The organism is Tolypothrix sp. VBCCA 56010 (assembly GCF_050875635.1).
GTDB lineage: Bacteria > Cyanobacteriota > Cyanobacteriia > Cyanobacteriales > Nostocaceae > Hassallia.
Genome location: NZ_JBPAOH010000143.1, coordinates 1 through 20,878 on the forward strand (window position 1 = coordinate 1; position 20,878 = coordinate 20,878).

Annotated in this window: 23 protein-coding genes and 1 pseudogene; 10 read left to right on the forward strand and 14 right to left on the reverse strand. The window is 44.0% G+C overall.

All coding sequences use genetic code 11. From position 1 onward, the window contains the following. Positions 1–223 precede the first annotated feature (223 nt). Genes AABK37_RS32580 through crcB form a run of 4 tightly spaced genes read right to left on the reverse strand, consistent with a single transcriptional unit; the run spans position 224 to position 1,917 of the window. Positions 224–928, reverse strand: a complete 705-nt coding sequence (locus AABK37_RS32580; protein WP_432555621.1) for a TIGR04283 family arsenosugar biosynthesis glycosyltransferase — start codon at positions 926–928, stop codon at positions 224–226. Between the two features lie 42 nt (positions 929–970). Continuing rightward, entirely contained in the window at positions 971–1,264 is a 294-nt protein-coding gene (locus AABK37_RS32585) for a hypothetical protein (protein ID WP_432555622.1), read from the reverse strand. A 39-nt stretch (positions 1,265–1,303) separates the two neighbouring features. Then, positions 1,304–1,531, reverse strand: a complete 228-nt coding sequence (locus AABK37_RS32590) for a hypothetical protein (RefSeq protein ID WP_432555623.1) — start codon at positions 1,529–1,531, stop codon at positions 1,304–1,306. Then, complete coding sequence (gene crcB, locus AABK37_RS32595) at positions 1,522–1,917, reverse strand: fluoride efflux transporter CrcB (protein WP_432555624.1); 396 nt, start codon at positions 1,915–1,917, stop codon at positions 1,522–1,524. The genes AABK37_RS32590 and crcB overlap by 10 nt, the downstream gene beginning before the upstream one ends. Positions 1,918–2,181: 264 nt before the next feature. Between crcB and AABK37_RS32600 the strand changes: the two genes are divergently transcribed. Genes AABK37_RS32600 through AABK37_RS32610 form a run of 3 tightly spaced genes read left to right on the forward strand, consistent with a single transcriptional unit; the run spans position 2,182 to position 3,613 of the window. Beyond that, positions 2,182–3,057, forward strand: coding sequence for a zinc metalloprotease HtpX (locus tag AABK37_RS32600; RefSeq protein ID WP_432555625.1), 876 nt, complete (start codon positions 2,182–2,184; stop codon positions 3,055–3,057). Next, the gene (locus AABK37_RS32605) at positions 3,054–3,218 is read left to right on the forward strand and encodes a hypothetical protein (RefSeq protein ID WP_432555626.1); all 165 of its coding nucleotides are present in this window, start codon (positions 3,054–3,056) and stop codon (positions 3,216–3,218) included. Before AABK37_RS32600 ends, AABK37_RS32605 begins: the two co-directional genes overlap by 4 nt. Positions 3,219–3,220: 2 nt before the next feature. Continuing rightward, a complete protein-coding gene (locus AABK37_RS32610; protein WP_432555627.1) occupies positions 3,221–3,613 on the forward strand; it encodes a hypothetical protein in 393 nt (130 codons plus the stop codon). Between the two features lie 153 nt (positions 3,614–3,766). On the opposite strand, the gene AABK37_RS32615 is transcribed toward AABK37_RS32610, so the two are convergent. The 3 genes from AABK37_RS32615 to AABK37_RS32625 form a co-directional block, all read right to left on the reverse strand. After that, the gene (locus AABK37_RS32615) at positions 3,767–5,827 is read right to left on the reverse strand and encodes a pentapeptide repeat-containing protein (RefSeq protein ID WP_432555628.1); all 2,061 of its coding nucleotides are present in this window, start codon (positions 5,825–5,827) and stop codon (positions 3,767–3,769) included. 628 nt (positions 5,828–6,455) lie between these two features. Continuing rightward, a complete protein-coding gene (locus AABK37_RS32620; RefSeq protein ID WP_432555629.1) occupies positions 6,456–6,680 on the reverse strand; it encodes a hypothetical protein in 225 nt (74 codons plus the stop codon). Beyond that, entirely contained in the window at positions 6,667–7,125 is a 459-nt protein-coding gene (locus tag AABK37_RS32625) for a PIN domain-containing protein (protein WP_432555630.1), read from the reverse strand. The genes AABK37_RS32620 and AABK37_RS32625 overlap by 14 nt, the downstream gene beginning before the upstream one ends. 70 nt (positions 7,126–7,195) lie before the next feature. On the opposite strand from AABK37_RS32625, the gene leuB reads away from it, so the two are divergent. Continuing rightward, a complete protein-coding gene (gene leuB / locus AABK37_RS32630; RefSeq protein ID WP_432555631.1) occupies positions 7,196–8,290 on the forward strand; it encodes a 3-isopropylmalate dehydrogenase in 1,095 nt (364 codons plus the stop codon). On the opposite strand, the gene AABK37_RS32635 is transcribed toward leuB, so the two are convergent. Then, entirely contained in the window at positions 8,259–8,465 is a 207-nt protein-coding gene (locus tag AABK37_RS32635) for a hypothetical protein (RefSeq protein ID WP_432555632.1), read from the reverse strand. The two genes, leuB and AABK37_RS32635, sit on opposite strands and share 32 nt — an antisense overlap. Positions 8,466–8,525: 60 nt before the next feature. Between AABK37_RS32635 and AABK37_RS32640 the strand changes: the two genes are divergently transcribed. Then, positions 8,526–8,786, forward strand: a complete 261-nt coding sequence (locus tag AABK37_RS32640; RefSeq protein WP_432555633.1) for a hypothetical protein — start codon at positions 8,526–8,528, stop codon at positions 8,784–8,786. On the opposite strand, the gene AABK37_RS32645 is transcribed toward AABK37_RS32640, so the two are convergent. Next, the gene (locus AABK37_RS32645; RefSeq protein WP_432555643.1) at positions 8,716–8,916 is read right to left on the reverse strand and encodes a hypothetical protein; all 201 of its coding nucleotides are present in this window, start codon (positions 8,914–8,916) and stop codon (positions 8,716–8,718) included. The two genes, AABK37_RS32640 and AABK37_RS32645, sit on opposite strands and share 71 nt — an antisense overlap. Before the next feature lie 161 nt (positions 8,917–9,077). On the opposite strand from AABK37_RS32645, the gene AABK37_RS32650 reads away from it, so the two are divergent. The 3 genes from AABK37_RS32650 to AABK37_RS32660 all read left to right on the forward strand — a co-directional run bounded on the left by AABK37_RS32650 (position 9,078) and on the right by AABK37_RS32660 (position 11,738). After that, positions 9,078–9,899 carry a prepilin peptidase gene (locus tag AABK37_RS32650; protein ID WP_432555641.1) on the forward strand — a complete coding sequence of 274 codons (822 nt, stop codon included), beginning with the start codon at positions 9,078–9,080 and terminating at the stop codon, positions 9,897–9,899. Positions 9,900–10,617: 718 nt separating this feature from the next. Then, on the forward strand, positions 10,618–11,568 hold the full coding sequence (gene accD / locus AABK37_RS32655; protein WP_432555634.1) for an acetyl-CoA carboxylase, carboxyltransferase subunit beta: 951 nt from the start codon (positions 10,618–10,620) through the stop codon (positions 11,566–11,568). Positions 11,569–11,594: 26 nt separating this feature from the next. Then, positions 11,595–11,738: a hypothetical protein gene (locus AABK37_RS32660; RefSeq protein ID WP_432555635.1), complete on the forward strand. Its 144-nt coding sequence runs from the start codon at positions 11,595–11,597 to the stop codon at positions 11,736–11,738. Here AABK37_RS32660 and AABK37_RS32665 read toward each other — a convergent pair whose 3' ends face one another. Then, entirely contained in the window at positions 11,739–13,187 is a 1,449-nt protein-coding gene (locus AABK37_RS32665; protein WP_432555636.1) for an MFS transporter, read from the reverse strand. Between the two features lie 279 nt (positions 13,188–13,466). Between AABK37_RS32665 and AABK37_RS32670 the strand changes: the two genes are divergently transcribed. Continuing rightward, positions 13,467–14,702, forward strand: a complete 1,236-nt coding sequence (locus AABK37_RS32670; protein WP_432555642.1) for an ABC transporter substrate-binding protein — start codon at positions 13,467–13,469, stop codon at positions 14,700–14,702. A 99-nt stretch (positions 14,703–14,801) separates the two neighbouring features. Here AABK37_RS32670 and AABK37_RS32675 read toward each other — a convergent pair whose 3' ends face one another. From AABK37_RS32675 to AABK37_RS32685, 3 genes and pseudogenes are all read right to left on the reverse strand, one after another. After that, a complete protein-coding gene (locus AABK37_RS32675; RefSeq protein ID WP_432555637.1) occupies positions 14,802–15,437 on the reverse strand; it encodes a glutathione S-transferase family protein in 636 nt (211 codons plus the stop codon). 41 nt (positions 15,438–15,478) lie between these two features. Further along, positions 15,479–17,242, reverse strand: a complete 1,764-nt coding sequence (locus AABK37_RS32680) for a thiamine pyrophosphate-dependent enzyme (RefSeq protein WP_432555638.1) — start codon at positions 17,240–17,242, stop codon at positions 15,479–15,481. A 205-nt stretch (positions 17,243–17,447) separates the two neighbouring features. Further along, a pseudogene (locus AABK37_RS32685) lies at positions 17,448–18,155 on the reverse strand (Uma2 family endonuclease). 381 nt (positions 18,156–18,536) lie between these two features. On the opposite strand from AABK37_RS32685, the gene AABK37_RS32690 reads away from it, so the two are divergent. After that, positions 18,537–19,178 carry a PEP-CTERM sorting domain-containing protein gene (locus tag AABK37_RS32690; protein ID WP_432555639.1) on the forward strand — a complete coding sequence of 214 codons (642 nt, stop codon included), beginning with the start codon at positions 18,537–18,539 and terminating at the stop codon, positions 19,176–19,178. Between the two features lie 186 nt (positions 19,179–19,364). Here AABK37_RS32690 and AABK37_RS32695 read toward each other — a convergent pair whose 3' ends face one another. After that, positions 19,365–20,645: a ScyD/ScyE family protein gene (locus AABK37_RS32695; protein ID WP_432555640.1), complete on the reverse strand. Its 1,281-nt coding sequence runs from the start codon at positions 20,643–20,645 to the stop codon at positions 19,365–19,367. Between the last annotated feature and the right edge of the window lie 233 nt (positions 20,646–20,878).

Genomic DNA, 20,878 nt, shown 5'->3' on the forward strand with positions numbered 1-20,878 from the left:
TGAGCTTCTGAGGGTGAACTTTGAGCTTCTGAGGGTGAACGTTGAGCTTCTGAGGGTGAACTTTGAGCTTCTGAGGGTGAACTTTGAGCTTCTGAGGGTGAACGTTGAGCTTCTGAGGGTCAACTTTGAACCTCAAAGGCTCAAAAGTCTACTTTGCATTTAATAATTCATTATCTCCAATTACTATTTATCACCAAGATATGCTAGTTAAATGAGAAGTAGCTTAAATCTTCCTAAATTTTTTCTGCCGATACCAGCTAACAAGTCGTTGCGGTGGTACACCTAGTAGATAAGCAATAATTACGATTTGATTAATTAGGGTGGTTTTGCAAATTCCTTTTTGCAACCATCGACGTGCTGAGGTAATAACTGGCACGGGGATTATAGTAATGCGTCCGATGCGTTTTAAACGACGCATGATTTCAAAGTCTTCCATGAAGGGCAATTCCGGAAAATTGCCTATTTTGTTAAATGTCTCTTTGGTTAAAAAAATTGCTTGATCCCCATAAGGCATTTGTAAAAAACGCGATCGCATATTCACTCCCCATTCCACCAACCGCAGACTTGCTACTTCTGCATCGATTCGCAAGGCAAAAGCACCAGCTACTGTGCCAGTTTCTTCTAGTGCTGTGCGAATCATGACATCAAATCCCCTCGGCAACTGTGTATCCGCATGAAGAAATAGCAGAATATCCCCTTTTGCAAAAATTGCGCCTTTGTTCATTTGCACTGCCCGACCGGGAATAGAGGATATAATTGTGACATTTAAATCATCAGCAATCTTATAAGTGTCATCTTGTGAGCCGCCATCGACAACAATGACTTCTATATTTGTACTCGGTTGAGTAGAAGCGATCGCTTGTGTGATATTTTCCGCTTCATTCAGAACCGGAATGATAATAGAAATCTTTGGTGTAGTGATTTTCACAACTCATGATATCTGACAAAAGTCCTGCACGATCGCACGCAATCAAGTTGTACTTGCCAAGTTAGTGTTTTGGGTGAATTCTGCTGAATGACTCTCTGAGGAATACATAGCGAATAACTCACTCAAAACTTCTTCTCCATCAATTTCCCCACTACTAACAAATCGTTCTACCTCTACTGAACCATCCTCAAAAAATTCAACTTCCCATCGTTGCCCAGCAACTGCCACATTCACCATAATGGTTTCATCTCGATGATGGGCTAAAGTGTAATTGATTTGCTCTTGTTCCAACTGATTTAAAAAGGCAACTAGTTTGCCAAATCCATTACTTTTCATTTGTCAAACCTCTTATCGCTTAACAACTTACGAACAACTTTAAATCCTGGTTGATTTGCTTCTGTGCTCCCGCTTCAATTTCCTCCCACTGCATTTCACCAAACTCATCCCAACTGAGCGATCCTTGTGGAATAGGTAATGGGTAATGGGTAATGGAAAAAGCTTTTTATTCCTTTTGCCTTTCCCCTTTCCTCCTTGTCTCCCTTGTCTCCTTGTCTCCTTGTCTCCTTGTCTCCTTGTCTCCTTGTCTTTGCTGGCTACCTCCACAATCTCGCTAAAATCACGCCTAACTGAACGCAGATAATCCCCAGTATTGCACTGCCAGCCCAATAAAATGTTGCTGTGAAGATGTTATTACGCAATAAAGCAACTGTATCCAAACCGTAGGTGGAGAAAGTTGTGTAAGCACCTAAAAATCCGGTTGCAACTAACAAACGCACTTCGGTAGAGATGATTGTCACATGATTTAAGGCGAAAGTGGCGAAGAATCCCATCGCCAAACAACCGCTGATATTGATAAAAAAGGTTCCATAGGGAAAACTGACTCCAAAGCGATCGCTAAACCATAAAGTTAGATAATATCGACTTAAAGCACCAGCGATCGCTCCTAAACTAATGGCGATGCAATTGCGAATTTCCGCTTGTTGTATCATTTTTAGTTTCTCATCAAATCATCATATTTTAAAATTTAATTCTCCAGATAGATGCTGTTTTCACTTATTGAGGTCTTAGATAAAGTATTAAGTCAATTTAGATGATGATTTGTTTTCCAGAAGTAGGAAAACCGTACTTTTGTGATAGGTTTTCTGCACCATAAATCTGAGTTGAGGTGGATACAATCAAGCTACGACTTAAGTGATGCTGTTGTCTAGATAAAGTTGAAAAATCAATACAGCAGACTTCAAGGAAGCAGAAATATGAGAAATCAATTGAAAACCGCAGCTTTACTAGCTGCCTTAAGTGGTCTTTTAATTGCGATTAGTTACTGGATAATTGGCGGTACTAGTGGCGTAATAGTCGGGATTGTTATAGCAGCAGTCACAAATTTATTTTCCTGGTATCAATCAGATAAGATTGCTTTAGCAGCTTATCGCGCCCAGCCAGTATCACCGCAGCAAGCGCCAGAATTATATCAAATGGTGCAGAGATTGAGCGATCGCGCCAATCTTCCCATGCCCAGCATTTACATTGTTCCTGGTGCAGCGGCTAACGCTTTCGCAACAGGACGAGATCCAGAACATGCTGCGGTAGCCGTCACTGAAGGCATTTTAAACTTATTGCCAGAGGATGAACTCGAAGCCGTTATTGCCCACGAACTTACACACGTTGCGAATCGTGACACCTTAACCCAAGCGGTTGCAGCTACAATTGCGGGTGCGATTTCCTTCTTATCCCAGATGTTGAGCTACAGTTTATGGTTTGGCGGATCGGGATCGCGAGATGAAAATAGAGGCGCAAATCCTTTAGGATTGTTGTTTACAATATTTCTCGCACCGTTAGCAGCTAGCGTGATTCAGCTAGCAATATCGCGCACGCGAGAGTTCTCCGCCGATGCTGGTTCTGCTAGATTAACAGGCAATCCCCGCGCTTTAGCTCGTGCGCTGCAACGCTTAGAAGCGACAGCACGACAAATACCAATGGCAGGAAATCCCGCATTTGAACCATTGTTAATTACAAATGCTTTCTCTGGACAATTCCTCAGCAGCTTGTTTTCAAGTCACCCCTCCACCGAAGCGCGTGTTGAAGCATTGTTGAAATTAGAGCAAGAATTGCCCAGGTTGCAAAGAGTGTGATGAGAGGGGGACAAGGGGACAAGGAGACAAGGGGACAAGGGGGACAGGGGGACAAGGGGACAAGGGGGAAAGGAATAAAAAGCTTTTTCCATTACCTATTACCCATTACCTATTACCGATTACCGATTACCCATTATCTATTACCCAAAAAGGAGATATAATCATGTCGGATGCAAACAAGAATATTGAAGTAATTGTTGAAGTCAGCCCGCAAACCAATGAAATGGTGGAAAGAGAAATGGCTGGCGAAACGGATGATTTGAAACACGAAACTAAAGAGTTAATTGAAGCGTTGAAAAGACGCGCTCAAGCTGAAGCAGAATCAGCAGGTACTCTCACCCGCGAGACGTATTTAAATGCGATACGTCGGGCAAGAGAAGCGGTGGAAGGTGAAAGAGTAATTGAGCGCGATCGCATTGAGCGTTCTTGGGCGACAATTCAAGAAGAAGCTGACAAAAACTGGCAGATGTTTTGGAAGGAAGTGTCGCAGTTAGGCGATCGCTTCAGTGATGCTGCCAAAGCCGCCTGGGATGCCTTCAACGCCCCTCGTCCGTAATGGTTTTATAGCCTCCCTCAGGCTAGAAGCCTGGGACTACACGAACAAAGCCTACCTGCGTAGGCTTTTTCATTTTAAGTCCGCGCAGGCGGACTTTGTTCGTATAGCCGCACCCTTTAGGGTGTCGGGCAAAAGCAAAAATACGCCTCAGGGCTACCCTAACCCTAGAAAACCGGAAATCAGCGGCAACAATTTACCACACTCTTCAACCAATGTTGCCGCGCTGGGTAAGCCAGAAATTGTCCCTTTTAAAATCTTCATAGCCGTTTTCGCCGCTTTTTGCATCGCCCCTTCTTGGGGATTTTTCCCCGCTTCTGCTAAAGCCTTCACTTGTTCTAAAGCCTCGGCTTTATCTTCCTCACCTAAATTCGTATCAGCTTCAATTGCTGTTTGCAATTGCGTCAATAATTCCTTAATTCCCGGTTTCTCTGGTTCATCAGATTTTGGTAACTCGTTGATGGTGTTTGTCACCGTACCGCTGATTTCACCTAAATTCAAAGCTTGTCCGCTAGCATTAAAATCTCCGCCGACACTGCCAATATTAATTTTGCGGCTGGCATCATTGCTGTTAGTCATATTTTGATTTTCTTGGTTATTATAAACATTTATAGGCTTACTCGCTAACAAACTAATAATCTCTTTCATATCTCCGCTTTGTTGACAGTAGATAATTATCTGCTCATCTTTAGCTTGTAATTGTGCTTTATATTTTTCTTCTACGGCTTGCAGTGCAAGTTGATAATTTTGCGTAAAATCACTATGAATCTTTTGTTTATCAGCACCATCAGGCACACCAACCTTAACGACTACTACGCCATCACCTTTATTTTCAATACTCTGTAAGGCTAATTCTGTGTCTTCATTTTGATTTTGCACATTTTGAAAGGCATTAACAAAAGCTTTCCAGTCTATGCCGTTGCGGAATATTAAATCAACTGTATTTAAAACCTCTTCAAATAGTTTGGTAAATTCTCCTGGTTGAAAATCGCCACTACTCGGACGGCGTTCTCTGTCATCGGTTTCTGGCTTGGGATATTCTAGAAGATAGACAAAGCGGCAATCGACATTATCTAACTTAGTTGTGCTTTCAATATTCCACGCTTCCACACAAGCGCCGGTCATTTTAGCGCTGGTAAAATTAGTGTTAACAGCTTGAGTTAAAGTTAGATTTACCCACTCTAAACAAGCTCCTTGGAAGGTGGCTTCACTAATATCAGCATTTTTAAGATTAGCTTCTTTCAAATCTGCGCCTATGAGGTTAGCGCCTTTCAGGTTAGCATCAGCATAAGATTTTCCTCGACCATTGCCAGTGACGAGTAATTTTAGAACAGCTAATTTAGTTAATATCGTATCGTCTACTCTGGCAAAGTCAAGTTTTTTCGCTTCATAAAAACGTGTGCGTGTCAAGTTTGCCTTTCTGAAATCTGTGTTTTTCAGGCTTGCGCCAGTAAAATCAACATCGGTTAAATCAGCATTGCGAAAGCTGGTTCCACCTGTAGCAGCAAAGGCAAGAGCGAATGAGCGAACCCAAGCATCTTTTTCATCTCCTGCTAAACTACGCCAGCCAATGTAAGCGCTAAAAACTAGGAAAACTCCGGATACAGCGAAAACGAAGGCTCCGGCGAAAGCGAAAACTCTGGCGAAGTCTCCGGCTACGGCTCCGACTCTGGCTCCGGCTACGGCTCCGGCTACGGCTCCGGCTACGGCTACGGATACGGCTCCGGCTACGGCTCTGGCTCCGGCGAAGGCGAAGGCGAAGGCTCCAGATACGGATACGGCGAAGGCGAAGGCTCCGGCTACGGCGAAAACTTTGGCGAAGACGAAGACGAAGGCGAAGGCGAAGGCGAAGGCTGCTAAATCAGTTGTTAAACCTTTGCGGCTAGTGACAATAAAAAAGACTGCCACCATAACCAGGAAGACTATCCCTGTAACGAAGTTTTTAGTGTTTTGAAAGTCGAAAATAAATGCTACTAATACACCAATGAAAATTGATAAAAACCCTGATATTGCCGACAGTAGGCATGAGACTATGAGCAACCCAATCACCCAACGTTTCTGTAGTCCAGCCTTAGCACCTGTGAAGTCAGCACCTTTGAGAATAGCGTTGCTAAAATTTGCCCCTCTAATATCTGCCTTGCTAAAGTTTGCCCCAGTCAGGTTTTGACCTTTAAAAGAGCGACCTCGGAGATTTTGACCGGAGTAGTTTGGCGGCATAACTGGGTCATTATCAGGTTATTGCTGAGATTGTATACAACTTTGCTGTGTAATATTCCGGCTTTTGGCAAAATAAAGAAAATACAAAAATTTTGGATGCAACACGCAGTATAAGAGCATAACTGTGCGTCCTTACCTTTGAATGCTTAAGTTATCATCAGCAATGTTGAAGTTGGTGTAACCATACTTAAGCTGTAGTTATTAATATTGCAAGTGTAGCGGTCTAACTCGTAACGGGAGCGGTCTTGCTCGTAACGGGAGCGGTCTAACTCGTAACGAAAGCGGTCTTGCTCGTAACGGGAGCGGTCTTGCTCGTAACGGGAGCGGTCTTGCTCGTAACGGGAGCGGTCTTGCTCGTAACGGGAGCGGTCTTGCTCGTAACGGGAGCGCCTCCCGAACTTATGGGAGCGCCTCCCGAACTTATGGGAGCGCCTCCCGAACTTATGGGAGCGCCTCCCGAACTTATGGGAGCGGTCTACCTTGCAACATTAGTCACTAACACTCAATTTGTGTCTACGCACTATTTAACACTCATGACTGTAAATGGCAAAGCTTGCCATAATTATTGTAGAGAAACCAAACAACTAAAATCAATGACAAGTATCAATATTTCTCTACCTGATTCTTTTCAAGCCTTTTTCTGCTGTTCCTGCCGCATCTGTTCAATCTCGGCAAAGATTTCCTCAACAGTGGGATCTCCCAAGATTTGATCCCTATCTTGCGTATAGTCCCCACTGCCCATCTCAAATTGCTGCATAAATCGCGCCATGCCAATAGGACCAAGCGCTTTAGTCAGTGCTTCTATTCCCAGTTGCCTGATCTGGGCTTGAGTCAGTTTGCTAACGTCTATCATTTATTACCTCCAGTACCCAGCGCAACGGGTTCTCTACTCTTACTTGTAGCATCCCACTATGTCTTGCTGCTAAACGCAACATCCTGTCATCAGTTGTTAAAAAGACATCAGCATTTGCAACTTCTGCACAAGCAATATGGGATGCATCAAAGGCTTTAAATCCTAGATTTGTGAGTTCAATAGTACGAGACTTGATTAGTTCGGTGACGCTAATTTTAGTTATGGCTAAAGCAGCCCATCCCGACATTTGCCGTTTTCTCTCTTTATCTGGGGTGCGTCTGAGTTCAACATCAATGGCTTCGCTACCTAGTAAATGCCATTGACTGTTTTGACAACGATTTAAAATCAGCATTACAGCCTCAGCTTCCAAACGAATGCGTTCTTGTGTCTGGTCATCGAAAGGACGATTCAAGCAACATACATCTAAATAAATTAAAAACTCCATTGGGACATTTTGCTAGGTATGATATTTAATCTGCGCTTACGATCGCACATCTACCCAGTAAAAACCAACTATGACTCAGAACTACCGCATTACTTTACTTCCCGGCGATGGCATTGGACCCGAAATCATCAACGTTGCGGTAGACGTGCTAAAAGTCGTCGGTAAGCAATTTGATTTACAGTTTGAATTTCAACAAGCCCTGATGGGTGGTGCAGCAATTGAGGCTACAGGCGAACCTCTGCCAGCTGATACCTTAGAAATGTGTCGCAATAGTGATGCTGTCTTACTCGCCGCTGTTGGTGGTTATAAGTGGGATTCTTTGCCTTCTCATTTGCGCCCAGAAGCCGGTTTACTCGGACTGCGTGCGGGTTTGGGGCTTTTTGCCAATTTGCGCCCTGCGAAGATTATACCGCAGTTAATTGACGCTTCTACGTTGAAAAAAGAAGTTGTCGAAGGCGTGGATATTATGGTGGTGCGCGAACTCACAGGCGGAATTTACTTTGGTAAACCGAAGGGAATTTTTGAAACAGAAACTGGTGAGAAGCGCGGTATAAATACGATGGTTTACAGCGAATCGGAAATTGAACGCATCGGCAGAGTGGCTTTTGAAGCAGCGCGAAAACGTGGGGGTAAACTATGTTCGGTGGATAAGTCGAATGTATTAGAAGTATCGCAATTATGGCGCGATCGCATTACTTCTCTTTCTCAAGAATATCCCGACATTGAACTATCTCACATGTATGTCGATGCAGCCGCGATGCAATTAGTTCGCGCTCCCAAGCAGTTTGATACTATCGTTACGGGCAACTTATTCGGCGATATTCTCTCGGATGCAGCGGCGATGTTAACTGGTAGTATCGGTATGTTACCATCTGCGAGTTTAGGCGATAAAGGTCCTGGAGTGTTTGAACCCGTCCACGGTTCAGCCCCAGATATCGCAGGACAAGATAAAGCAAATCCCTTAGCGCAGGTTTTGAGTGCAGCAATGATGTTACGCTACGGCTTAAATCAAAGTGCAGCGGCAGACAAAATCGAAAAAGCAGTATCGCAAGTTTTAGAAAAAGGCGATCGCACTGGAGATATAATGTCTCCCGGAATGAATCTTTTAGGTTGTCGCTCTATGGGTGAGACACTCATTCAAGCATTGGAATTAGGGAATGGGTAATTGGGCATTGGGCATTGGGCATTGGGCATGGGGCATTGGGCATTGGGCATTGGGCATTGGGAATTGGGAATAGGTAATAGAAAGAAATTGTCCCCCTGCCCCCTGTCCCCTTGTCCCCCTTGTCTCCCTTGTCTCCCTTGTCCCCCACTCTCCTCAAAGTTGGACAATTTGGCAACTGTTTTTTCAAAGTTTCATATAGACTAGATACAAACTTAGAAAGCAAACAAAATAACTAGTGTACGCTTTACGACAAGGGCAAGCGAATTTTAGCAATTCACAAAACCAGCCACCCTTAATCGATCCCTCAGTGATCAGATCGGCTGGACAAATTTACTACACTTACTGCGAGGTACACCCGGAAATAGTTGGACATGCTTCAGGAGTAGCAATTAATCGAGTTACTCTTCGTGGCAAAGTAATTTTTACTACTCAACCAGTCCTTTTACCGCAAGAATGTTTTGTGCCTTTAAATCAGATTGAATCGTATATGTATTAGTTAGTGGATAGTGGATAGTGGATAGTGGATAGTGCGGCATGGGGCATGGGGCATGGGGCATGGGGCATGGGGCAAGCGGGCATCGTCCAAGTGGGCATTGGTAATAATTCTTTCCCCTTTTCCCTTTCACGGCAGGTGCTACAACGGGGGGAACCCCAACAAAGGCTGTGCCTCAACGTTCGTGACCTCCGCACAGCACTGGCTTTGCAACGCACTGCCTCCCCTTTACCCTTTTCCCCTCTTCAAAATGCCCATTGCCCCATGCCCCACTATCCAATATCCACTAACTATATGGACTTATTGATACTCGTCCCGACGAGTGTAATTGTTTTCACTTTGGGTGCATCTATCGGTAGCTTTATCAACGTTGTAGTTTATCGGCTACCTGCTAAATTGTCGATTCTTTTTCCTCCTTCTCGCTGTCCCCATTGCTTGAGGCAGCTAAAAGCACACGATAACGTTCCTGTGCTGGGTTGGCTGTGGTTAAAAGGGCGTTGCCGTTATTGTAAAAGTAAGATTTCTGTTCGTTATCCTGTGGTAGAGGCGATAACGGGCATTATTTTTATACTAGTTTTCTTTGTATTTAAAGTTTCAATTTTGACAATCGGCTATTGGGCTTTTTGTAGTTGGTTATTAGCGCTATCGCTCATCGACTTTGATAGTATGATTCTCCCCAATCAATTAACACAGTCTGGGTTAGTGTTGGGGATTGTGTTTCAAATGATTGTTGGTTTTTTACCAGAAGCTAGCTGGAGTGGACTAGTTCATCATTTGATGCGGGGGATAGTCGGAGCTGTATTAGGCTTATGGTTATTTGATGCGATCGCTATATTTGGTTCTATCGCTTTTGGGAAAACAGCGATGGGTGGAGGTGATGCCAAACTAGCAGCGATGATGGGAGCTTGGTTAGGTTGGAAGCTTTTGCTTTTAGCTGGTTTTCTCGCCTGTACCCTCGGAGCCTTAGCAGGTAGCAGTGCAATTATATTATCAAAAAAGAAGTGGGGACAAAAGATGCCTTTTGGTCCGTTTCTGGCTTTAGGAGCTGCGATCGCTCTTTTTGGTGGCGAAGCAATTTTATCTAGCTACATCAGATTATTTTTCCCCGTTACTTGATGGGTAATGGGGAATGGGGAGTGGGAAGTGGGAAGTTAAGAGTTAGGAGTTAAGAGTTAGGAGTTAAAAATCAAAATTTACCTCTGTCCTCCTTGTCTCCCTTATCCCCCTTGTCCCCCCATCTCCCTTGTCCCCCCATCTCCCCCTCCCCCCATCTCCCCGACTGTAACCACCATTACGCCATCTGTCTTTTAGCTTTTGGTAATATCAAGTGGTGATTAGGATAACCCTCTTAACAGTTAACAATTGACTACATCAACGCGTGCGGGGCTTTTTGAAGAAATGTAAGTGAAAAAATTCTTTCCCTACTCCCTACTTCCTACTCCCCACCTACATGAGGAATTTTGGGATGGTTGAGTATTAATGTGAGGTAGATGCTGACTCTCAATCAGAAAGCAACAAAAATTATTAATTTGGAGGCTGGTACTATAACTCCTTTGCCATTGCGTTCGCGTCTATCAAAGAAATGCAAAACTGCTGATAAATTCCCTAAAAAAGGAATAATAGACTTGAATTGGTTTATGTATTTTCGTTAAGCTGGCACCAAAGGCACATGCTCTAAGTCGATTAGCGTTTAGAAGATAAATTGGAATAAGTGGTCATGAGTTATTTGTCAATCGTGATTCGTTGTATATTTATTCACAAAGGGCAAAATATAAAAGACCACGCAAAGCGGATTGATCTGTTTTGAACTTAGTACACCTTGCATAAGATAAAAATGGCAAACAACGAAGAATCACGCGGTTTAAAGTCTTTGTTAGATTGGTTTGCAAATCGACGTAAATCAGGCTCTATCAGTGTTGAACGCCAAGAGCGGGAAATTGCTGATGGGTTGTGGAATAAATGTCCTAAGTGTTGTGTATTGACATATGCCAAAGACCTGAAGGCGAATCAAATGGTTTGCACTGAATGCGGACATCATAATCGAGTGGATAGCGAAGAGCGCATCCGCCAATTGATAGATGCGAATACGTGGAAACCTATAGATGAGAATTTGCGTCCTGCCGATCCTCTGCAATTTCGCGATCGCAAACCTTATAGCGATCGCCTGCGAGAAACTCAAGAAAAACTTGGCTTAATCGATGCTGTAAAAACTGGTTTAGGCGAAATCAATAATTTACCCATCGCTCTTGGAGTCATGGACTTCCGATTTATGGGTGGTAGCATGGGTTCGGTGGTTGGTGAAAAACTCACCCGTCTGATTGAGCAAGCGACTCAGCGGCGATATCCTGTAGTTATCATCTGCACCTCTGGTGGTGCAAGAATGCAAGAAGGAATGCTTTCTTTGATGCAGATGGCGAAAATCTCCGCAGCCCTACAACGGCATCAAGATGCACGACTATTGTATATTCCTGTTTTAACCAATCCCACCACAGGCGGCGTTACTGCTAGTTTTGCCATGTTAGGCGATATAATTTTGGCAGAACCAAAAGCAATGATCGGTTTTGCAGGTCGGCGAGTGATTGAGCAAACTTTGCGCGAAAAACTGCCCGATGATTTTCAGACTGCTGAAGATTTGTTAAAACACGGCTTTGTCGATGACATCGTACCTCGTACCCAGTTAAAAAACACTTTAGCGCAGCTGATTTCCTTACACCAGCCAGCACCAACCACCCCTCATATGGTGTTGTGGGAAACTAGATCGTTAAGTTCTACCGCAGTTGAGTAAGAAGATGGGGGAATGGATAATGGGTAATGGGTAATGGAAAATGGGCATTGGGCAATGGGCAATTGTTTAATGGGCAATGGGAACGTGAGAATAAAGTCAAATCTTTTTCCCATGCCCTATGCCCCATGCCCCATGCCCCATGCCCAATGCCCAATTCCCAATTCCCCTAATTAGTGTTTCGGTTCTCGCACAAAGAGGAGGGGAATGAAAGCTGCTAGCCGGAATATTACAGAGATAGCGAATAATCCGAGTAAGCCGCCATAAATAGAGAATTCAGCGACGAAGCCGCCTATGGTTGTACCTAATGCACCACTAACTCCAGCCACCGCAGCAGCGATCGCAAAATAAATTGCTTGATGTCTAGCTGGTGCTATTCCTAGTTGGATGTTGTTATTACACAAGTCAATAGCCGCCCAAGTTACGCCGAGAAGGATGTGTAACAATGGCAACCAGACCCAAATATCAAGCGGACTATTACCAACTAACAGCCACAGCAGCGGTGTAAGTGCTAACACAAGCCCGACGATAAGCAAGATTGGACGATTGCCGATTTTGTCTGCCAACTTGCCCCAGAGAATAAGCATCACTAAAGTTGCCCCTGCCCGCAAGCTACCGTAAATCGTCACCCAACTGACATCTATATCCAGCGTGTCCAACAAGTAATAGTTAAAAAATGGAGCGCCGAGATTAACGGCAAACATCCATAAGCCGAAATACAACAGAAACATCAAAAAGTTAAAATCCTTGAGGATGCTTTTGCCAGTACTGGAATCTCCAGATAAAGCTAAATCACTGTTTGTTTCTGTATTCTCGGTATTCGGCAAATCGCTATCAACCGCTTCGATTGAAAGAGCCTTGTTTTCACTTATTTGATCGGGTAAAGTATTTTGCTGCTGCGGATTAATATCAACCTGAAAGTACTGACACCCTAAACTGATAATTGCCGCCAGAATGCCAACAAACACAACCACGCCATAACCTTGGATTGCGCCACTATACCACTTTGATATAGCTATACCTGCTAAAGCTACACAAATTAAATTAGTCAGGCTAGCTACACTGTTGCGTAACCCAAAATAGCGCCCGCGCAATCTGCGGGGAACTATCTGAGCCATCCAACTTAGCCAAGATGCACCTCCCAGTCCGTTAAACACATTACTGACTAGAAGAATCCCCAACGTCAAGATAACCAGTTGGTGAGAATTAACTAGTCCCCAGCTGAAGGCTACAATACCAAGTACTAGAATTAGCCACACTAAGCGAGCCGGACCATTAGTCCAAAGCGAATAGCGGAAGCGGCTTGTGATGCGTTCTGAAAGATATGCACCTACTGGCTGAATTAGATTTACCAACATTGGGATTGAGGTAAGCATCCCAATAGCCACAGGACTAGCATGTAACTCCACGAGGAAGTTACTGAGCAAAATGCCGGTGGTGGTAATTGTGTAAACCGCAGCGAAAGCACCATCTATAGTTGAAGCTCGCAACGAAGTGCGAATAGCATCTTTAGTAATTGGTGTTTTGGGTTTGGCGGTAGGAGAAATTGCTGTTTCTTGTCCTGCTACCTTAGTAATTCCTGGAACTAAAGGAGCATCGATATCAAACTCAACAGAATCCATTTACTATCTCGGTGGTTATTATAACTTTCTAATGTATAACTGCATTAATTGCCAGAGCATAGTGAGTATTTTAGTACTCAAATTTCAGAGCGCTCTTTGCGCTGACTGCGAACTTGTCTATTTTATTCAGCCGTGCTGGTAATTACTTGTTATCTTAACTTGCATTTCTCAACAATATATCAATCCCCAGTCAGAGAAGCTATAAGAGAAGTGAAAAGAAACATACGCACCGAAGGAGTGATAAGTAACGTGTGGAAATTTTTGCGAGTAGTAGTAGCGATCGCCATTGCCTTCACCATTATCGCTTGCCAAAAATTACCACTAGCGGCACATAATGCACCAGCACCAGTTATCGTTAAACTCAGCAGCTGGGCAGCTAATCCGGCTGAACAAAAATTGTTAAGACAAGTCTTAAACGACTTTGAAGTACAACATCCAGGCATAAAAGTCAAGCATGAAGTCATCAATGACCAATACATGGATGTGATTAAAACTCGCTTTGTCGGCGAAGCTGCACCCGATGTGTTTTATTTGGATGTGTTTGAGGCTCCTTTTTTGATGAGTCAGGATGTCTTAGAACCTCTTGATGCTTACATCAAACCAGAATTTGACTTAGCTGACTTTCAGCAGACGCTACTCGACAGCTTCAAATACCAAAATCATATTTATGGTTTGCCTAAAGATTATTCTACACTGGCACTGTTTTATAATAAACAAGCTTTCGCCGCAGCTAATTTGAGCAGTCCTCCGACAACTTGGGATGAACTCCGCAGCGACTCGAAGCTGTTGACGGTGGATCGCAATCGAGACGGCAGAATCGATCAATATGGCTTTGGGGAAATTCCCGAATTAGCGCGTCAAGCTTATAAAATCAAAGCCTTTGGCGGGCAACTTGTGACAGAAAATAATTATGCTGCCTTTGCAAGTGTTGCGGGTATACAAGGATTGCAGTTAGCCGTAGACCAGTATCAAAAAGACCGCACCTCCGCACAAAAATCTGATGTAGGGACAAACTCAGGTAGTGAAATGTTTGGTCAAGGTAAAGCAGCGATGGTGATTGAAGGTAATTGGGCAATTCCCTATCTTACAGAAACCTTTCCCAAGCTAGAATTTGCTACCGCAGAAGTGCCGACAATGAATGACAAAAAAGGCACTATGGTATTTACAGTTGCCTATGTGATGAACAAACAAGCGAAGCACAAAGCAGAAGCTTGGGAGTTGATGTCTTATCTGACAGGCAAACAAGGAATGCTTCATTGGACAGCAACCGGGTTTGCACTACCGACGCGCAAATCAGTCGCAGAAAATTTAGGTTATGAAAAAGACTTGATGCGATCGCCATTCGTTACAGGTGTTAATTATGCCATACCGTGGCAGGCGGGTAAATATCCGGCAGTGATTATGAACAACTTTGACAATCAATTTGTCAGCGCCATGCTTGGACAACAACCATTAAAGCAAGCAATGGTGCGATCGCAAGCAGAAGCCAACAAGCAAATTCAAGCAATGGAGTAAATAAAGCGGTAGTGAGGACTTTAGTCCTCTTCAATTCTTCAATCAGGACGCGCATTCCTGACTACAAAAAAGTTTTCTTGTCGTTACCACCGCATAAAATTAATCAAAGGATAAGTCATATCTGCCTCCACGATCAAGCGCACGTTTGTAAGCAGGTCGTGCATGAATGCGATCGAGAAATTCCTTGATCTTTGGTCGGCTCTCGACCTCTTGGGGGATTCCGGCGAGGATTTCCAGGGGAAAGCTCATTTGGATATCGGCTGCGGTGAATTCCTCGCCTGTGAACCACGTACTTTTACCGAGTTCGTCTTCGATGTAGTCAAAGTGAAGCTTAATCTGGGGTGCGATGAATCCATCCATCGCCTTGCTGTCTTTTGTTTCAAAATTTTTGAAGATAATCCTCATCACCAGCGGTGGCATTGCAGAGCCTTCAGCGTAGTGCAGCCAATAAGTGTAGCGCAGACGCTCCGGTGTACCCGATGCTGGGACTAGCCGATTATTGCCGTAGCGATCCACTAGATATTCGATGATAGCGCCCGACTCAGCAATCGTCAGGTCTCCATCTGTGATTACTGGTGACTTGCCGAGCGGATGGACTTGACGCAGAGACTCTGGTGCCATCATCGTCTTTGTGTCGCGTTCGTAGCGCTTGATCTCGTACTCGATACCTAATTCTTCAAGCAGCCATAGCACGCGCTGCGATCGCGAATTGTTAAGATGATGGACAACGAGCATAAAACGTTCCTTTTAGTAGTGGCTCATTGCTAATTGAAGCTTTAAATTAATTCTCGTACCTGGGAAATGTTTGAGACGCGGACGATATTAGCAGCAATTTGCTCACGGTTAGGTTCGCCTCGTTTCAGCGCTTCAGAAAGCATGGCTGCCTCTTCGGATTTGACTTTTGGCGGAACTAGCGGCTCTAGCGAATCGACAACTGCTTCAATCACAACTGGACCCGGTGTTGCAAGTGCAGAGTCGAGGATCGCGCCGCAGTTTGCTGGGTCATCAATTGTAAAACCAGTTGCACCACAAGCTTTCGCAAAGGCAGCAAAGTCAATCGACTCAAGTTCACAGCCAAATTCCGGATTGCCCAGATGCATCATCTGCTCCCACTTGATTTGCCCCAATGTGCCATTCTTGACAATCACCACCTTAACGGGAAGTTGATATTTGACGCAAGTAACTAACTCTGCCATCAGCATTGAGAAACCACCATCACCCACAAAAGCGACACATTGGCGATCGCTATAGGCAATTTGAGCGGCGATCGCATAAGGTAATCCACACCCCATCGAAGCTAGAGTGCCTGATACAGAATGCATCTGTCCGCGCTTTACTAAAATGTGGCGTGCCCACCACGCTGTGTTAGTGCCTGAATCAGCAGAAACAATCGCCGTATCAGACAACCGCTTGCCCAACTCAAACGCTACAACCTCCGGCTTCATCGGTTTATCCTGCTTGGTGCCGCGTTCTTCGAGCGTTTGCTGCCACTCGTTCATGCCGGATTGCGCCTGTTCTAAGAAACTCCGGTCTTGATTGCGCTTTAATAGTGGTAGCAGTTTTTGCAGGGCAATCCGACAGTCTCCCACTAAACCCGCTTCTACTGGATAGCGTAATCCAATGCGAAATGGATCGATGTCAATCTGCACGCCTCGTGCTTGTCCAGGTTTGGGGTAGTACTCGATGTAGGGAAAAGCGCTACCCACTATTAAAAGAGTATCGCAGGTCTCGAATGCTTCTTGGGATGGCTTTGTACCAAGTACGCCGATGGTTCCTGTTGTATATGGACTGTTATCGGGAACCGCCGCCTTACCGAGTAAAGCTTTGACAATCGGCGCTCCCAGCGTTTCCGCCACCTGTTCTAATTCATCGGTGGCTTTTAATGCCCCACGACCTGCCAAAATTGCAATTTTCTTACCCGCATTCAGAACCTCAGCGGCACGCTGCAAATCCTCATCACTGGGTAATAAAACACTGTGGCTAGAAACATTCGATACGTGGTGGGGCAAGTTACGCATTGAACCTTTCTGCTCAACACTTTGGGATTGAAAATCCAATGGGAAGTTGATGTGAGCCACACCTCGGTAACTCAGCGCAGCACGGCAAGCTAGATTCGCAACATTTTCAACATGCGTTGGACCCATAACACGGGCATTGTAAACGGCAACATCCATGAACACTTTATCAAGATCCACATCTTGCTGTGAGAGGGTGTTGATCAAGTCGTGATAGTGATGTCCGGTAATTGCTAGAACCGATTGACCATCCAATTTTGCGTCATACAAACCATTTAAAAGATGGATGCCGCCAGGACCAGAAGTTGCCAGACAAACGCCCAGCTTGCCTGTGTATTTGGCATAAGCACAAGCCATGAATGCAGCGGCTTCTTCATGACGCACTTGGATAAAGCGAATTTGCTTCTGGCGATTGCGTAGCGCTTCCATAATGCCGTTGATGCCATCACCTGGCAACCCAAAGATAACTTCAACGCCCCAGTTGTGAAGCGTGTCAATTAGGACATCGGCTGCGGTTGTTGTCATGTTTACCTGATGTTACGACAAGTCGGCTTTATTTTAGTTTTCTCAAGTTGTCTTTCCCTCTAACTAATGGTGCGTGACAATCATTAAGTTGGTCTATCTATTGAAGGAATTTGTCTAAAGTTAAGATGTGTAAGTCAACTACCACACACAAGAACAAAGTACCGAACGACAGCGATTAGCTGTCGTTACCACCGCATAAAATTAATTAAGATTGCTTGCTAGGTAGATTATCAGGATCGATGCCGAGTGTTCGCAAATAATCTGCTAATTGTTCTGCACGCGATCGCTCAATTTGAGCTTGTTCTTCTGCGGTTAAATAGCGATCGCCTCGTTGATTATACCAAGACAATAATTCCTGGGGGATACCACCTACAACACCTTGATATCGTCCAATTCCCAAATTGACTTCAGGCATCCAGCAAGGTTCACCTATCTGCAATTGATAGTTACCATCAACCAACTTATACACTTCAAATGGCTGATGTTGGTCGCGCCGCCAAAATTCCGGATTGTAAATCACATAGTACAATACACCCAATCGAGTGTAGATAGCCATCTTCTCGTCATATTCACCACCTGGGGAATGAGATACCATCTCTAACGTAAGTATTGGAACTACCTGATTTTCTTCCCAAACTGCCTAACTTTTGCGCGATTTACCGTTTTTTTTGCGTTCAACTCCCAAACTTAAAAATCCATCTGGTACTACAGGTACTCTTGGATTAATCCCCGTAGTGTGATATACTCTCATATCGATGCCGAAGAACCAATCCATCCGCGAAGCCCAAATTGAGTTCAGTAAAAACAGTAAGACATTGGGTAGAAAATTTTGGTCTTCGTTATCCACAGGTATATCGTCTGAGCAAGGCAATTCGTCAGTACTTGGTAACGCATTTTTGAGATCGGGTGACATAACCTTTGTCTCGATGGCGTTGAATTTTTTAATTATAGGTGAGCGTGGCTCTTAAAGCAGGCAATGAGGCGATCGCAAATCATCCGCCAATTTTGCATTCTTAAGCGATGAAATAGACGACTCGAAAGAGTGAAGTATAAAAAATTGACAAGTCAATCAAAGGATTGTTCATTGCGACAATACCTGATACTTTGTATATTTTATAGTCATAGCGTGTGTTAAGCGCTGATTTTTTAGCTGGAAAATATGAGGGATTGTCACGCTTTGACAATTGAGACAATTGACTCAGATTAAGAGATTTTTGGAAGAGTAGCCGCAAAATTAAAATTGAAAATTTGGCTCTTTGTAAAACTCAATATTCTTTAGGGTTGAAGGTTTGAAATGATATTCAATTCACTTAAGGTGTGGCTTTTTCCACTAGCCCTCACCCTAGTTGGTGTTTGCTCAAATGCTGCCAAAGCAACACAAACCATTTATCCATTTACAGGCGATTATCGCACAACAGTTAACATTACACCGATCGCTGGTGACATTTCCCAGGTATTTGAGGTAGGTGTAAGTGATGATGCCCCTTATGGTTTGGAACTATATAAAGGTCTGACATACTCCGTGCTTGACAGCAAAGGAAATCTCACCTTTAATAACAATCCAGAGGCATTTGGTGTACAAGGCTACCCATTAGGCTACATCCAATTCGGCGACGGCACGAATAAGTTATTTGGAACCAGTGATGCCAGCGCTGCTGTTAACTTTGACAACCTGACAGCTAAAGGTTCTGGTCTTGTGTATATCACTGGTGGTGAGGGCATATTCAAAAACGCTACAGCCACATTATTATTCTCGGAAGATGATATAGTTAATCTCGGATCAACTATTACCTTAAATGGTTTGGCAAAGGTAAGTGGTTCTATTAAAGTTTCTCAAAAAGTTCCGGAACCAACAACAACTACGGCGCTAGTTGGCATCGGCTTGATTGGAGTCGCTTTTCTGCGGCGTCGATCGCGTCTTCAATCAACAAGCTGAAAGTCGCATATTTAGTTAAAAGAATGTGATTAAAGTCCGCTTTGGCGGACTTTATTTGTTTCTTCTTTCGTTAGTGGAAAACAGAAATATGACTTACGCAAAATACCTCTGTAACTCTTACTTCTTCGTGTACTTCGTCTCTTCGTGGTTCGTTTTTCCGTGACTTGTGCGTAAGTCCTGATAAATTTACCGCTTGCGCTTCAATAACGAACCAATTCCTAAAGCAGCAAAAGCGAGTAGCGAGAGTGCAGAACTTGGTTCAGGGACTTTTGCGCTGTTGTCAATTCGCAAAACTTGACCAACACCAGGGCGATCGCCTTTACTTGAAACATAAATCGCACCATCCAAACCAACAGTTAACGCTGTAGCCGATTCTAATCCGTTACCACTAAGCACAGTTGTCCGAGTTCCATCAGGGGCAATTTTAATTACAGAAGCATCAGAAATACCTTTCCACTGAGGTTCATTGCCATATTGTAAAGCGTACAAATTGCCCTTAGCATCAAAAGCTAAGTCACCAAGTTGGGTAAAACCGTCAGCGTAAACTGTTGTTTCACCATTCGCTGCAACTCGAAATATCCGCGCTTTACCTTGCGGGAAAGGAAAACCCGTATACTCGCTGACATATAAAGCACCATCAGCACCAAAAACAACACCCGTTGGTACTGATTGAATTTCTACCTCATTTGGTGTTTGTCCGGGTGGTGGTGCATCGGGAGGTGACACTTGTCCCGGTTCCGGAGTTGGGAAAACAGGATTAGTTATAGTTTGTTTGGGAAGCACAACAAACGACTGCAAATTACTGCCATCAAGTCCCACAGTTAAAATATTGTTTGCAGCCGCATCAACGATATAAGCAGTATTGCCCTTAATTGTAAAAGCATAGGGATTGCTAGCTATTTCACCGCTAACATCAAGCACAGCTTCTCCATCAGCATTATTAGCAAGTTCATATTTCGCCAAGTCAGCAATACTTGTTAAAGAACTTGTATTGAAATCTACTTTATAAAGCTGTCCCCAGCTTGGAGAATTGCCTTGAAAATCGTTGATAGTTGGATTACCACCATATCCGATGAGAAGATAAGCATTTCCAGCGGCATCAAATTGTATATCTTGAGGACCTTCACCCGTAGCACCGCTGGGTCTTAATGCTATTGAAGGCAATCCTGTAAGTATACGCTCTTGCTTGCCATCTTTAACTCTGGTGACAGCACCACTTGTACCGGCACATGAATCAAGACCTTCCAAAGAAGGTCCGGGAATGCAACGTCCATCCCCTCCTACACCTGCCTCTGTAATATATAAACTACCATCAGGACTAAAGCTCAGACCGCGTACATTATCAAGTTTGTCAGCAACTACTTTAAAAGAAGCTGCTTCTACTGGTTTGGTTTGAGAAATAACGCTAAGAAATAAACTTATAGCTGTCAGGCTAAGAGTTGATTTAGAAAGAAAAGATAAACGCATGTTGAGCAGCTCTAGTTTGCCAAAAGCTTACGAAATTTGCTATTGCGATCGCAATGAATATTCCTTTGATTAACTTGATATTTCTTTGACTTTTGTCAATGCCTCAAGCTTGTGAAAAAGTGAATTTATCTATAGCCGTTCTTAGTTGGATGCAATACAAAGTTCTATCGTCGCGTGTAGGGGCACGGCATTGCCGTGCCCCTACAAAGTGTATTGGACTCAACCAATAACCG

Bases quoted from the DNA above. Each gene is read 5' to 3' on its own strand.
- leuB (WP_432555631.1), top strand. From the start codon at position 7,196: ATGACTCAGAACTACCGCATTACTTTACTTCCCGGCGATGGCATTGGA.
- AABK37_RS32665 (WP_432555636.1), bottom strand. From the start codon at position 13,187: ATGGATTCTGTTGAGTTTGATATCGATGCTCCTTTAGTTCCAGGAATT.
- accD (WP_432555634.1), top strand. From the start codon at position 10,618: ATGGCAAACAACGAAGAATCACGCGGTTTAAAGTCTTTGTTAGATTGG.
- AABK37_RS32680 (WP_432555638.1), bottom strand. From the start codon at position 17,242: ATGACAACAACCGCAGCCGATGTCCTAATTGACACGCTTCACAACTGG.
- AABK37_RS32650 (WP_432555641.1), top strand. From the start codon at position 9,078: ATGGACTTATTGATACTCGTCCCGACGAGTGTAATTGTTTTCACTTTG.
- AABK37_RS32610 (WP_432555627.1), top strand. From the start codon at position 3,221: ATGTCGGATGCAAACAAGAATATTGAAGTAATTGTTGAAGTCAGCCCG.
- AABK37_RS32585 (WP_432555622.1), bottom strand. From the start codon at position 1,264: ATGAAAAGTAATGGATTTGGCAAACTAGTTGCCTTTTTAAATCAGTTG.
- AABK37_RS32600 (WP_432555625.1), top strand. From the start codon at position 2,182: ATGAGAAATCAATTGAAAACCGCAGCTTTACTAGCTGCCTTAAGTGGT.
- AABK37_RS32675 (WP_432555637.1), bottom strand. From the start codon at position 15,437: ATGCTCGTTGTCCATCATCTTAACAATTCGCGATCGCAGCGCGTGCTA.
- crcB (WP_432555624.1), bottom strand. From the start codon at position 1,917: ATGATACAACAAGCGGAAATTCGCAATTGCATCGCCATTAGTTTAGGA.
- AABK37_RS32625 (WP_432555630.1), bottom strand. From the start codon at position 7,125: ATGGAGTTTTTAATTTATTTAGATGTATGTTGCTTGAATCGTCCTTTC.
- AABK37_RS32690 (WP_432555639.1), top strand. From the start codon at position 18,537: ATGATATTCAATTCACTTAAGGTGTGGCTTTTTCCACTAGCCCTCACC.
- AABK37_RS32620 (WP_432555629.1), bottom strand. From the start codon at position 6,680: ATGATAGACGTTAGCAAACTGACTCAAGCCCAGATCAGGCAACTGGGA.
- AABK37_RS32615 (WP_432555628.1), bottom strand. From the start codon at position 5,827: ATGCCGCCAAACTACTCCGGTCAAAATCTCCGAGGTCGCTCTTTTAAA.
- AABK37_RS32660 (WP_432555635.1), top strand. From the start codon at position 11,595: ATGGGTAATGGAAAATGGGCATTGGGCAATGGGCAATTGTTTAATGGG.
- AABK37_RS32695 (WP_432555640.1), bottom strand. From the start codon at position 20,645: ATGCGTTTATCTTTTCTTTCTAAATCAACTCTTAGCCTGACAGCTATA.